Source organism: Flavobacterium sp. (assembly GCF_039932285.1).
In the GTDB taxonomy this organism is placed as follows: domain Bacteria; phylum Bacteroidota; class Bacteroidia; order Flavobacteriales; family Flavobacteriaceae; genus Flavobacterium.
Genome location: NZ_JBDTQE010000005.1, coordinates 22,083 through 35,742, shown reverse-complemented (window position 1 = coordinate 35,742; position 13,660 = coordinate 22,083). Strand labels below are relative to the sequence as shown.

Below are 13,660 nucleotides of genomic sequence, written 5' to 3'. Positions count from 1 at the left end.
ATCAAAAATCTAAAATCCAAAGATGAGTTTAGTAAAACTAACAATAAAAGGAATATCATACAGTCAGACACAAAACGGTGCTTATGCACTTATTTTGAACGAAGTAGACGGTGATCGAAAATTACCAATCGTAATTGGTGCTTTCGAAGCACAGTCAATCGCGATTGCGCTCGAAAAAGAAATAAAACCACCCCGCCCACTCACACACGATTTATTTAAAACCTTTGCCGATAGATTTGACATTGTAATAAAACAAGTTATTATTCATAAATTAGTAGATGGTGTTTTTTACTCGAGTATGATTTGCGAACGCGACAAAATTGAAGAAATTATCGACGCCAGAACTTCTGATGCGATTGCTTTGGCATTAAGGTTTAATGCACCCATTTTTACTTACAAAAACATATTGGACAAAGCTGGTATTTTCTTAAAAATAAATCCAGATTCAGAAAATCCAGAGCATGATTTAGATAGTGTACTTTCGTCGACTGAGCCATTTTTAGAAGAAAGTAATGATAGTAAAAATTTGTTTGCAAAACACAGTTTATCTGAACTTCATGAAATGTTAGAAGCTGCTGTAAATGATGAAGATTATGAAAAAGCAGCCAAAATAAGAGACGAAATCTCCAAAAGAGAAATATAATGTTGATTCGATTATTTGTGGATTTGGTTATTCGAATCAACAAATAACCGAATAACCAAATCCACAGTAATGAAGCAATACCTAGATTTAGTAAAACACGTTTTAGACAACGGAACACAAAAAGGAGACAGAACAGGAACAGGAACAAAAAGTGTTTTTGGTTACCAAATGCGTTTCGATCTTGCCGAAGGCTTTCCTATGGTTACAACAAAAAAGCTACATCTAAAATCTATTATTCATGAATTGCTTTGGTTCTTGAAAGGGGAAACAAATATTGCTTATTTACAAGAAAATGGCGTAAAAATCTGGGATGATTGGGCAAACGAAAATGGCGAATTAGGGCCTGTTTACGGACACCAATGGCGTAACTGGAATAGCGAAGAAATTGACCAAATTACCGAATTAATAGACACTCTAAAAACAAATCCAAACAGCCGTAGAATGCTTGTTTCTGCTTGGAATCCTTCAGTTTTGCCAGATACCGCAAAATCATTTGCAGAAAATGTTGCTAACGGAAAAGTAGCGTTACCACCTTGTCATGCTTTTTTTCAATTTTATGTTTCAGAAGGGAAATTATCCTGTCAGTTGTACCAGCGTAGTGCCGATATTTTCTTGGGAGTTCCTTTCAACATTGCTTCTTATGCGCTGTTTACGATGATGATTGCTCAAGTTTGCGATTTACAATTGGGAGAATTCATTCACACTTTTGGCGATGCACATATTTATAATAATCATTTCGAGCAAGTTGAATTGCAACTATCACGCGAACCAAAACCATTACCGAAAATGATTTTGAATCCTGAAGTAAAAAATATTTTAGATTTTAAATTTCAAGATTTTACACTTGAAGGTTACGAAGCACATGCACATATAAAAGGTGTAGTTGCTGTATAGAGAATTCCAAAATAAATTTTATCTTTAGCCATAATTTAAAATTATATGGAAAATTCTCAACACGAACAATACGAATATGCTAGACAACGTTTAGTACAAAAAAAACGATTGTATTATCATTTTGTTTTTTTTGTACTACTTAGTATATTTTCTATAATTATTAATAAATTATTGGGGGTTTATCCAGATACACATTGGTTTTTGTGGGTAATCACCATTTTAAGTTTCCTATTTGTTCTACATTTTATTCGCGTTTTTATTACTGATAGTTTTATGAACAAAAATTGGGAACGTACACAAATAGACAAACTGGTTGCCAAGCAAGAGCGAAAAATAGAGCAATTACAAAAAGATTTGGACCAAAATAACAATTAATGATTACAATTATTGCTGCTGCTGGCGAGAACAACGAATTAGGAAAAGACAATAAAATAATCTGGCACTTGCCCGATGATTTCAAAAGATTCAAAACCATAACTTCAGGTCATCATATAATTATGGGAAGAAAAACTTTTGAAAGTTTCCCTAAACCTTTACCCAACAGAACACATGTTATTATTACTCGAAACAAGAATTACAGTGTTCCTGATGGTTGTTTTGTAGTTGATTCTATCGAAAATGCTATAGCCATTTGCCCTAAAAACGAAACAATTTTTATTATTGGTGGTGGCGATATTTACAAGCAGTCTATAAATATAGCCCATTGTATCGAACTTACTCGTGTGCATAATACTTTTGATGCCGATGCTTTTTTCCCAACAATAGATTTAACAAAATGGAAGTTAGTTTCTTCTGAATTTCATAACAAGGATGAAAAACACTCATGTTCTTTTGACTTTGAAACTTATAGAATAATTTAGACAAAAAAAACACTTCAAAAGGAAGTGTTTTTTATACTAATAAATTGTCTTGATAAAAAAAATCTAATTCGACAGCCAAAATAAATTTTGTTTTTTATTGTTCAACTAAACTTATATTAAATCAATAAAAAAACGGAGAAAAATCTCTAAAGTTGTACCTCCAAATACCACTAAGAAAGTACGAAACTAAAATTTCCAAAAACAAATTTAACCAAAGAACGTTTGTGCACTTGAAAACTGCAATTGAAAAGAATCAATTGCCGATTTTGAATGAAGAAATATAACAAATTGTGCTGACTCATTATATTAATCTAAGATTATTAGATAAAAATCATCAAAAGAACTTTATTAGATTGTAAATTTAAAAAAACGCTTAAAACCTCACAATACCAGATATTTGGTATTTTTATATATAACCAATTTCAGTTAGAAAGGCGACTAAAAAGTTTAATTTACCGATGATTTACCATTTTATAAACATTCGGAATTTAGTTTTATATTTGCTGAAATATTTTTTATGTCTATTAGCACAAAACCTTACAAAGATTCTGAACTTGGAAAGAAAGAGCAGGTCGCAAAAATGTTTGATACCATTTCATCAAAATACGACAACCTAAATAGAGTTATCTCTTTTGGTGTTGATGTAAAATGGCGCAAAAAAATCTTGAAAATGATTGCTACTAAAAATCCAAATAACATCCTTGATATTGCCACTGGAACCGGAGACTTAGCGATATTATTGTCTAATACAAATGCTGAGAAAATCATAGGATTAGATATATCTGTAGGAATGCTCGAAGTGGGTAAACAAAAAATTGCGGACAGAAATTTATCTAATAAAATAGAGATGATCCTTGGAGATTCAGAAAAAATGCCATTTGATGATAATGCTTTTGATGCGATTACTGTTGCTTTTGGAATAAGAAATTTTGAAAACTTAGAAAAAGGACTAACTGAAATATTACGAGTGTTAAAACCAAATGGTATTTTTGTTATTTTAGAAACATCGGTTCCTGATAAATTCCCTTTCAAACAAGGTTATCGATTTTATACTAAAAACATTTTACCTATTATTGGCAAAATGTTTTCTAAAGACAAAGTAGCATATCAATATTTATCGGATTCTGCTTCTATTTTTCCTTATGGAGAAAAACTGAACAATATTTTACAAAAAACTGGGTTTATAGATGTAGTACATTTGCCACAAACATTTGGCGTTGCAACAATCTATTCAGCTTCTAAAAAATAATTATAAATTGACGATTCAAAATGAGTAAAAAACTCTTATTTATACTAATAATTATAACTTCAAACGTTAGTAACGCGCAAGTTTTTAGCAGAAGTATGTTTGCTAAAAATGCACTTTTAAATCTTGAAAATTTTGACAAACAAAGGGTTTATTTTGGTTTTTATCTAGGCTTTAATAATTATGATTTCAAAATTAACAAAAAATATGATGACGAAGATATAATCGTAGATAGCCAAACAGGTTTTAATGTGGGCATGATAGCCGACTTAAGGCTTACTGAATACATAAACCTTCGTTTCGAACCAGGTTTATCTTATGGTCAACGAAATTTACGTTTCCCTCATTTTACAGACAATGTTGATGCACTTCGTGAGGTAAAAACGACTAATATACATTTTCCTTTACTACTTAAGTTTTCATCAAAAAGAATTGGAAACGTTAGACCTTATGTAATTGGTGGTATTTCGTCGGACATGAACTTATCTAGCAATGCAGATTCACCAGATGACAATTCGAGTAATAGATTTAGAATGACTAAAAGTACAAGTAATTATGAAATGGGACTCGGAATAGATTTATATTTTGAATATTTTAAATTTTCTCCTTCAATTAGAGGAATATTTGGAATGAAAAACGAATTAATTTCAGATAAAGACCCAAATAGTCCTTGGACGGGAAATATAGACCAAATTAGAACTAGAGGGATTTTTATAAATTTTGCATTTCATTAATAACTTCTCATAAATTCACTTAGAACAATTGCCGTTGCCGTTGCAACATTAAGACTTTCTGTTAGTTGCAAGTTTCCAAAACGAGGAATAGTTATTTTTTGTTTTATTTGTTGCTCTATTATTTTAGAAATTCCGTTAGCTTCATTACCCAAAACTATAATTCCAGAAGTAGGCAATTGCATTTTATAGATATTCTGTCCATCCATAAAAGTTCCGAAAATCTCTGTTTCCGATTTTGCTAAATATAATTCTAAATCTATATAGGAAATATTAACTCTGGATACAGAGCCCATTGTAGCCTGTATTACTTTAGGATTGTAGACATCCACAGTTTGCTCAGAACATATAATTTGAGAAATCCCATACCAATCGCACAATCTTATTATTGTTCCTAAATTTCCTGGATCACGAATATCGTCTAGTGCTACAATTAATCCCTCTTTTTCAATATCTTTTTCTTGTGGAATCCTAAAAATCGCCAAACAATCGTTTGCGGTAGTTAATGCTGTAATTTTTTTTAAATCAGAATCTGATATAATTGATTTTTTTGATTCTGAAACCTCTAAAAACATTGGTCTAGTGGTATATAAATTTACTAATTCGAAATTAGACTGTAATAATTCTTCAACTACTTTTGCTCCTTCTGCAATAAATAATTGGTGCTGTTTTCGATATTTTTTTTGAACTAAACTCGTTATAAGTTTTATTTGGTTTTTACTAACCATAAAAAGTGTATTTTTGAACTAAATTTTAGAATCGTTTGAACAATATTAATACAAAAATATCATTATTTATTCTAATTTCGGTACTTATTACTGCTTGCGATGTAGTAAAAAAAGTTCCGAATAAAAAACACTTACTAATTAAAAATGAAATTTTAGTAAATGGAAAGAAAAACTCTGAAGATGTTATTATATCTCAACTAGTACAACAACCCAACACTTCTCTTCTTGGGTACAAACTTAGGCTAAACATGTATAATTTAGCCATAAATAATCCTGATTCTATTTTTAAAGCAAAATATATTGCCAATCCAGAAAAATATAAACGACAAGCAAAATGGCTTTCAAAAAAACAAGTTGATCGATTAGGTCAGTCCTTTTGGTATTCTGGATGGCATAGTTTTTTAAAACGGACTGGCGAGCCACCTGTTATAATAGACACATTAAAAACGAAAAGATCTATAAAACGATTGAAAGCATACTATTTCAACCATGGTTATTTTGACACCGAGACTAAGTTTAAAGCAACTTATTTAGAAAAAAAACGAGGTGAAATAAGTTATACTGTAACAACAGGAAAACCAACATTCTTAGACACTATTTCATATGATATTGAAACTCCAGCCCTAGATTCTTTATATACGTTTTCTAAATCTAAATCATTTATAAAACAAGGACAACAATACAAATTAGATGATTTTAACAATGAACGTTCTAGAATTACATCAAATTTTAGGAATCATGGTGTGTACTATTTTCAGCAACAGAGTATTAGTTATGTAATTGATACTACTAGTAAAAAAGCACCTGTGAAACTTATAATTACTAATCAAGCAACAAAATTTGGAGATTCAGTAAAAAGCAAACCATATAAGATTTATAAAATGGGTGCTGTTAATATTTTTACAACTGATTTAGATAACAAAAATCACGAAAAAATTGCCGACAGTACAATTTACAAAAATTTTAATCTTTATAGTACAAATAAATTACGATACCGTTCTAAAGCTATTACCGATGCTATTTTTATTCAAAAAGACAGCTTGTATAGTGATGATAATAGAACATTAACTTTACGCTCTTTAAGCAACTTAAAAGTTTTTAATTATCCTAGCATTCAGTTTGTAGAAGATACCATAACCCAAACTCTAAAAACAAACATCTATTTAACTTCAAAACCAAAGTATAATCTTAAACCAAGTTTAGATGTAACACATTCCAATATTCAAGATATAGGTATTTCAGGAGTTACATCATTGTCAATTCGAAATATTTTTAGAGGGGCAGAAATATTAGAATTAGGGTTAAGAGGAAACATAGGATCTTCTAAAGGATCATCTAGTCCCGAAAATAAATTTTTCGATATTTTAGAAATTGGAGCCGACATGCGATTAAGTTTTCCAAGATTGATTCTCCCGTTTAAAACCGAGAGAATTATTCCAAAAAGCATGTTCCCTTCTAGTTTAATTAGCGCAGGATTTGCAAAACAGAAAAACATAGGATTAGACAAAGAAAGTTTTACAGCAGCCATAAATTATAATTGGATTCCAAAAAAAAATGTATCTGCAAAATTTGATTTAGTTAATCTTCAGTATATAAAAAATATTAATATCAATAACTATTTTAATGTTTACGGATCTTCTTATAATAAACTAAATAATTTGGCTCGTATTTATGGAGTTATTAATTCCGAAAACAATTTAGGAATTGCCGATGGAAGTGCTGATGCATTTATTAACAATACCTTAAATAATGCATACCCATTACTAACAGTTTCAAATCCAGACTACAAAACCATAAAAAGTATTAAAGAGAGAAAAGATAGACTAACTGAAAATAACTTAATATTTGCAGGTAATTTTAGTTACTCAAAAGATTCAAAAACAGATTTTTTTGACAAAGAATTTTATAGCTTTAGAGGTAAAATTGAAGCGGCTGGTAATATATTATCACTAGTTGCAAACCTTTCCAAACAACCCAGAAATAGTGATGGAACAAGAAGTATATTTGGTTTAGAATATTCTCAGTATGCAAAAGCTGAATTTGATTTTGTAAAAAATTGGGATTTAACAAACGGAAAAACTGTTGCTGTGAGAAGTTTTTTTGGAATTGCAATTCCATATGGTAACTCTAAATCTATTCCTTTCTCTAGAAGTTATTTTGCAGGAGGTTCTAATGATAATCGAGCATGGCAATCATATGGCTTAGGACCTGGAAGCTCTCTAGAATCATATGATTTTAATGAAGCAAATATGAAAATTGCATTTAATGCTGAATTTAGATACAAAATATTTGGAAATCTAAACGGTGCTTTTTTTGCAGATTGTGGTAATATTTGGAATGTATTTGACAACGAACAAGATGAGGCTAAAGTATTTTCGGGAATATCTTCTTTAAAAAACTTGGCATTAGGTACTGGACTAGGTCTAAGATATGACTTTAAATTCTTTTTAGCAAGACTAGACTTTGGTTTTAAAACCTATAATCCTGCAAAAGATGAAAACGAAAAATGGTTTAAAGAATTAAATTTAAGCAAAGCTGTTCCAAATATTGGTATAAATTATCCTTTCTAAAAGTTAAATTAGTAATTTTGTAAACATTAAAATTAAAAAAATGACACATAATATAAAATCAGGTGTAGCTACAGGTGATCAGGTTAAGGAAATTTTTAATTATGCGAAGCAAAAAGGATTTGCATTACCAGCGGTAAACGTAATAGGTTCAGACACTATAAATTGTGTAATAGAAACTGCGGCAAAACTAAACGCTCCTGTAATTATTCAGTTTTCAAATGGAGGAGCGCAATTTAATGCTGGAAAAGGGCTGTCTAACACTAACGAACGATCTGCGATAGCTGGAGCTATAGCTGGAGCAAAACACATACATACTCTTGCAGAATCTTATGGCGCAACCGTAATTTTGCACACAGATCATTGTGCTAAAAAACTTTTACCTTGGATTGACGGTTTACTTGATGCTTCTGAAAAACATTTTTCAGAAACTGGAAAACCATTATATTCTTCACATATGATTGATTTATCTGAAGAACCCATTGAAGAAAACATCGAGATCTGCAAACAATATTTAACTCGTATGAGTAAAATGGATATGACTCTTGAAATTGAACTAGGAATAACCGGCGGAGAAGAAGATGGTGTAGACAATTCTGATGTAGACAGTTCAAAATTATACACACAACCTGAAGAAGTAGCATACGCGTACGAGGAACTAATGAAAATATCACCTCGTTTTACAATTGCGGCAGCTTTTGGAAATGTACATGGAGTCTACAAACCTGGAAATGTAAAACTTACTCCAAAAATCCTAAAAAATTCTCAAGATTATGTTCAAAATAAATTTAAAACAAGCCATAATCCAGTAGATTTTGTTTTCCACGGCGGATCAGGTTCAACATTAGAAGAAATAAGGGAAGCAATAGGTTATGGTGTTATAAAAATGAATATTGATACCGATTTACAATTTGCTTTTACCGAAGGAATTCGTGACTATATGGTAAAAAACATAGATTATCTAAAAACCCAAATAGGCAGTCCGGACGGATTTGATTCACCTAACAAGAAACACTACGATCCAAGAAAATGGCTTCGTGAAGGCGAAATAACGTTCAATACAAGATTAGAGCAGGCATTTGCCGATTTAAATAATATTAACACACTATAAATACGATTTAGGAATTATTTCTAAAATCTGAAATCTGAAATTAATATGAGTTGGTTTAAAAGAAAAGAAAAAGGGATTACTACAGCTACTGAAGACAAAATGGATGTGCCTAAAGGGCTATGGTACAAATCTCCCACAGGAAAAATTGTTGATGCCGATGAGCTAGCAAGAAATCTTTGGGTTAGCCCAGAAGATGATTTCCATGTCCGCATAGGTAGTGCTGAATATTTTCAGATATTATATGACAACAACGAATTTACAGAACTTGATCCCAATATAACTTCCAAAGATCCTTTAGGATTTGTTGATACAAAAAAATATTCAGACCGTTTAGTAGATGCTATGAGTAAAACTAAACTAAAAGATGCCGTACGTACAGCTGTAGGAAAATCTAAAGGACGTGATCTAGTAGTTTGTTGTATGGATTTTGCCTTTATTGGTGGTTCGATGGGTGCTGTTGTAGGAGAAAAAATTGCTCGCGGAATAGACTATTCTATTAAAAATAATATTCCATTTGTTATGATCTCTAAATCAGGAGGAGCGCGTATGATGGAAGCCGCATATTCACTAATGCAATTAGCAAAAACCTCAGCAAAATTAGCACAACTTGCCGAAGCGAAAATTCCGTACATCTCATTGTGTACAGATCCTACAACTGGAGGAACAACTGCTTCATATGCAATGCTTGGAGATGTAAATATTTCTGAACCTGGTGCATTAATTGGCTTCGCAGGACCTCGCGTTGTAAAAGACACGACAGGGAAAGACTTACCGGAAGGATTTCAAACAGCAGAATTTGTCTTAGAACATGGCTTCTTAGATTTTATAACCCCAAGAAAAGAACTAAAAGACAAAATAAATTTATATTTAGATTTAATTTTGAATACAGAAGTTAGATAAGTTTATTTTAAAAATACTGAAAACAAAAAAGCACTCAAATGAGTGCTTTTTTATTGATATCTAAACTACTACTATTACATTCCACTTCTGATTGCCTCAACAGGATCTAATTTTGAAGCCATGTATGCAGGAATAATTCCAGCAATAATTCCTATAAAAACTGAAACTCCAGCTCCAAAAAGGACATTACCAATACCTAGAAAAAACTCAAAATCTAAAACATTGGTTAAAACATAAGATATTATCCAAACAAAAAATACTCCTATAATACCTCCAAATAAGCACAGAATAACAGACTCAAATAAAAATTGAAATAAAATAAATTTATTCTTAGCTCCTAATGATTTTTGTATACCTATTAAGTTTGTACGCTCTTTTACAGAAACAAACATAATATTTGCAATACCAAATCCGCCGACAAGGAGCGAAAACAAACTTATAAATATTCCACCACCTTTTAGCTGTCCTACTATTCCATCCAATAAATCCGTAAAGCCAGAAAGCACATTAATAAAAAAATTATCTATTTCTCCTGTTTTAACCCCTCTCAAATTTCTTAACTTCTGTGTGATTTCAGCCTTAAACTCATTAATATCAACTCCTTCTCTTGGTTTCATAAGTATTACTGGAGTTAAAAAATCTGCATTATCACCATATTTTTTTCTCAAATAATTTGAAGGTAAATAAACAGATGTATCATCACTATCACCAAAAAGTCCTGCACCTTGTTTCTTTAAAACCCCAATAACTGTGAAATTTTGTCCATACATTCGTATCTTTTTACCTATTGGATCAATATTGTCAAAAAGGTTTTTAGCAACTTCATTCCCTAAAACAGTTAGTAAAGATCCTGAATTTGACTCGGATTCATTATAAAATCTACCAGATTTAAAATCTAATTTTTGGATATCGTCAAACTCATCTGAAACTGGAACTACATTTATATTACTAACTGTATTTCCTTCATATTTTAAAGTTTCTGGTTTCGTGAAAAATTGAAAACATACATTTTCAGCTCCTTTTACATTATATTTTAAATATTGATATTCCTCATATGTAACATCTGGGAATTGTTGTCTTTTCCATTTTGGGATTTCAGATGGTCCAAATGAAAATTTCATTAAATAAATAGTATTTTTGTCAAGTGTACTCAAATCTTTTTTAATCTTTCTATCCAAAGAATCGACAGCCGTTAACACTGCAATAATAGAAAAAATTCCAATTGTAACCCCCAAGAGTGAAAGCAATGTGCGTAGCTTGTTATTTCGCAAGGCATTAATAGCAAACCCAAAACTCTCTTTCAATAATCGAATATATACTACCATCTACATTTAATTTTCTACATATAAGTATGATTTACAAATAGAATGTTACAAAATTTATTAATTTAGTTCTTATAATCGTTAAAATTAGATTTTAAAATTATAATAAGAAAAAATAAAAAAACCTGTTCTAAAAAGTTTAGAACAGGTTTTTTTCAGATTGTTAAGAATATTAATTTAAATAATAAATATATCCAAAATTCAACCAAATATTCCAATCATTAGATTTATTTTCTTTATAAACTGCAGGGTTAGGATTTAAACCATCTACCCAATTTGAAAAATAGTATTGCACACGCAAATCTAATATTAAATCCGATAACGGAGTCAATTTATATCGAGTTCCAACACTTGAAACAACAGACCAAGTACTCCCACTTTCGTTAGAAAAACCATGCTTCTGACCATCAGATGGAGCCCAATATTTAGGATGGACATTTATTGCATTCAAATTTCCTAAAGTTGAATGAACTTCCGGATTAAAAAAACTAAAATGAGCCCCTAAGCTAAAAAAAGGAGCAAAACTACCTGTGGTAGCTGTAAAATCTCTAATGCTCCAAGGATAGTATTCTAGTTGCATACCAATATCTGTAACAGAAGTACTACCTTCCATTGATTTTAGTTGTTTTGCATTATTTGGAACACCAGGTGCTTGATCAGGTTTATTAACTTTTTCATCTGTAACCCATTCCCCAAACATATTAAGTTTTGTCTTATTATAAGACAGTTCAGTTCTAAGCTTAAAGTGGTCATTAAAATAAGTTTCTGGGGTATAACAATTACAATCAGCTCTATATGAAAAATTCAGGTAATGAACCAAACCTATACCAATTCCCGTATTTCCAGCATTTGTTTGAAAATCATGCCGCTCTCCATAATCAGATTGAAATGCTACAGGTCCTGCAATTACTCCCACTTCGTGAGAAAAACCAAACTGTGCTTGTATCGAACTAATTGATCCTATCAAGAATAAAAAGATTAAGCTAAAATATTTGGGCATGATTAAAAGATTTTATTCATTATATGACAAATATATAAAAACATCAAACATTTCAAAAAAAAAAGATACTTTTTTTATATATTAAATACAAATGAGAGTTTAATATAAAATTAGTTGGCTATATTTTTATAAACTGTATATTTGCTATTCGTAACGAAAACGTTTTTTCAAACGTTAATAATCTATAAATCATGTCACAAAGTATTGACGCTTTCATCGAAGCAGTAGGTAAAAGAAACCCAAATGAGCCTGAATTTATGCAGGCAGTTAAAGAAGTTGCTGAAACAGTAATTCCTTTTATAGAAAAAAATAAAAAATACGAAGGCAAGATGCTTTTGGAAAGAATGGTCGAAGCAGAACGTGTTATTATGTTTAGAGTAGTTTGGCTAGATGATGCTGGAAAAACTCAAGTAAATCGTGGTTACCGTATTCAGATGAGTTCTGCTATTGGACCATACAAAGGAGGAATTCGTTTTCACCCTTCTGTAAATTTAAGTATTCTTAAATTTTTGGCTTTCGAACAAACATTCAAAAACAGTTTGACTACTTTACCAATGGGTGGAGGAAAAGGTGGAGCTGATTTTGACCCAAAAGGAAAATCAGATAACGAAATCATGAAATTTTGTCAAGCTTTTATGACAGAATTGTGCAAGCATATTGGAGGAAACACGGATGTTCCTGCTGGAGATATTGGTGTTGGAGGAAGAGAAGTTGGCTATATGTTTGGTCAATACAAAAGAATTAGAAACGAATTTACAGGAGTTTTAACTGGTAAAGGAATTTCTTTTGGAGGTTCATTAATTCGTCCGGAAGCAACTGGATATGGAGATGTGTACTTTGCACAAAGTATGTTAGCTTCAAAAGGGCAAAGTTTTACTGGTAAAACTGTAGTAGTATCTGGTTCAGGAAATGTAGCACAATACGCTGCTGAAAAAGCAACACAATTAGGCGGTAAAGTTGTAACTTTGTCTGATTCTGCTGGATATATTTATGATGCTGACGGAATTGATGCTGAGAAATTAGCTCATGTAATGGAAATTAAAAATGTAAATTACGGAAGAATTAGCGATTATTTGAAAAAATATCCAAACGCAAAATTTGTTGCAGGAAAACGTCCATGGGAAGTGAAATGTGACATTGCTTTGCCTTGCGCTACTCAAAATGAATTAGATGAGGCCGAAGCAAAACAATTAGTTGCAAACGGATGTATTTGTGTGGCTGAAGGAGCAAACATGCCTTCTACACCAGAAGCAGTAACTGTTTTTCAAAAAGCGAAAATATTATTTGCTCCAGGAAAAGCATCTAATGCAGGTGGAGTTGCTACTTCAGGATTAGAAATGTCTCAAAACTCGTTGAGATTAAGTTGGACTTCCGAAGAAGTTGATGAAAGATTGAAAAATATCATGTTAGCGATTCACGCTTCTTGTGTTGAATATGGTGCTGACGGGACAGGTTATGTTGACTACGTAAAAGGCGCAAACATCGCTGGTTTCGTAAAAGTAGCTGATGCAATGTTAGGCCAAGGAGTAGTTTAATTCCTTAAACTTTATAATAAATATGAAAGTGTTCACTAAGGTGGACACTTTTTTTATATACAAGTATATTAAAACCAAAATAAAATCGTTTTTATTCTATATTTGTAATTGATAAATACAATC

13 protein-coding genes are annotated in these 13,660 nt (G+C 31.3%); 10 read left to right on the top strand and 3 right to left on the bottom strand.

What is annotated here, in order from left to right; all coding sequences use genetic code 11:
- Positions 1 to 22: 22 nt before the first annotated feature.
- The 6 genes from ABI549_RS02200 (at position 23) to ABI549_RS02175 (ending at position 4,377) form a co-directional block, all read left to right on the top strand.
- On the top strand, positions 23 to 643 hold the full coding sequence (locus tag ABI549_RS02200; protein WP_348074813.1) for a bifunctional nuclease family protein: 621 nt from the start codon (positions 23 to 25) through the stop codon (positions 641 to 643).
- 69 nt (positions 644 to 712) lie between these two features.
- Entirely contained in the window at positions 713 to 1,537 is an 825-nt protein-coding gene (locus tag ABI549_RS02195; RefSeq protein WP_348074812.1) for a thymidylate synthase, read from the top strand.
- Positions 1,538 to 1,582: 45 nt separating this feature from the next.
- Positions 1,583 to 1,912, top strand: a complete 330-nt coding sequence (locus ABI549_RS02190) for a 2TM domain-containing protein (protein WP_348074811.1) — start codon at positions 1,583 to 1,585, stop codon at positions 1,910 to 1,912.
- Positions 1,912 to 2,397 carry a dihydrofolate reductase gene (locus ABI549_RS02185; protein WP_348074810.1) on the top strand — a complete coding sequence of 162 codons (486 nt, stop codon included), beginning with the start codon at positions 1,912 to 1,914 and terminating at the stop codon, positions 2,395 to 2,397. Before ABI549_RS02190 ends, ABI549_RS02185 begins: the two co-directional genes overlap by 1 nt.
- A gap of 517 nt (positions 2,398 to 2,914) precedes the next feature.
- Entirely contained in the window at positions 2,915 to 3,646 is a 732-nt protein-coding gene (ubiE, locus tag ABI549_RS02180; RefSeq protein ID WP_348074809.1) for a bifunctional demethylmenaquinone methyltransferase/2-methoxy-6-polyprenyl-1,4-benzoquinol methylase UbiE, read from the top strand.
- A gap of 20 nt (positions 3,647 to 3,666) precedes the next feature.
- Complete coding sequence (locus tag ABI549_RS02175) at positions 3,667 to 4,377, top strand: porin family protein (protein WP_348074808.1); 711 nt, start codon at positions 3,667 to 3,669, stop codon at positions 4,375 to 4,377.
- On the opposite strand, the gene ABI549_RS02170 is transcribed toward ABI549_RS02175, so the two are convergent.
- Positions 4,374 to 5,102 (bottom strand): RNA methyltransferase, encoded by a 729-nt coding sequence (locus ABI549_RS02170; protein WP_348074807.1) that lies wholly within the window; start codon positions 5,100 to 5,102, stop codon positions 4,374 to 4,376. The two genes, ABI549_RS02175 and ABI549_RS02170, sit on opposite strands and share 4 nt — an antisense overlap.
- Before the next feature lie 35 nt (positions 5,103 to 5,137).
- Here ABI549_RS02170 and ABI549_RS02165 point away from each other — a divergent pair, with 35 nt between their 5' ends.
- From ABI549_RS02165 to accD, 3 genes are read left to right on the top strand one after another with little or no spacing between them, the layout of a single operon-like run.
- A complete protein-coding gene (locus tag ABI549_RS02165) occupies positions 5,138 to 7,672 on the top strand; it encodes a BamA/TamA family outer membrane protein (protein WP_348074806.1) in 2,535 nt (844 codons plus the stop codon).
- A 40-nt stretch (positions 7,673 to 7,712) separates the two neighbouring features.
- A complete protein-coding gene (gene fbaA / locus ABI549_RS02160) occupies positions 7,713 to 8,780 on the top strand; it encodes a class II fructose-bisphosphate aldolase (RefSeq protein WP_348074805.1) in 1,068 nt (355 codons plus the stop codon).
- 45 nt (positions 8,781 to 8,825) lie between these two features.
- Positions 8,826 to 9,680, top strand: a complete 855-nt coding sequence (gene accD / locus ABI549_RS02155) for an acetyl-CoA carboxylase, carboxyltransferase subunit beta (protein WP_348074804.1) — start codon at positions 8,826 to 8,828, stop codon at positions 9,678 to 9,680.
- A 74-nt stretch (positions 9,681 to 9,754) separates the two neighbouring features.
- Here accD and ABI549_RS02150 read toward each other — a convergent pair whose 3' ends face one another.
- Together ABI549_RS02150 and ABI549_RS02145 are read right to left on the bottom strand one after the other, a co-directional pair.
- Positions 9,755 to 11,005, bottom strand: coding sequence for an ABC transporter permease (locus ABI549_RS02150; protein WP_348074803.1), 1,251 nt, complete (start codon positions 11,003 to 11,005; stop codon positions 9,755 to 9,757).
- Positions 11,006 to 11,174: 169 nt separating this feature from the next.
- A complete protein-coding gene (locus ABI549_RS02145; RefSeq protein WP_348074802.1) occupies positions 11,175 to 12,002 on the bottom strand; it encodes a glutamate dehydrogenase in 828 nt (275 codons plus the stop codon).
- A 191-nt stretch (positions 12,003 to 12,193) separates the two neighbouring features.
- Here ABI549_RS02145 and gdhA point away from each other — a divergent pair, with 191 nt between their 5' ends.
- Positions 12,194 to 13,537 (top strand): NADP-specific glutamate dehydrogenase, encoded by a 1,344-nt coding sequence (gdhA, locus tag ABI549_RS02140; RefSeq protein ID WP_348074801.1) that lies wholly within the window; start codon positions 12,194 to 12,196, stop codon positions 13,535 to 13,537.
- Positions 13,538 to 13,660: the final 123 nt, after the last annotated feature.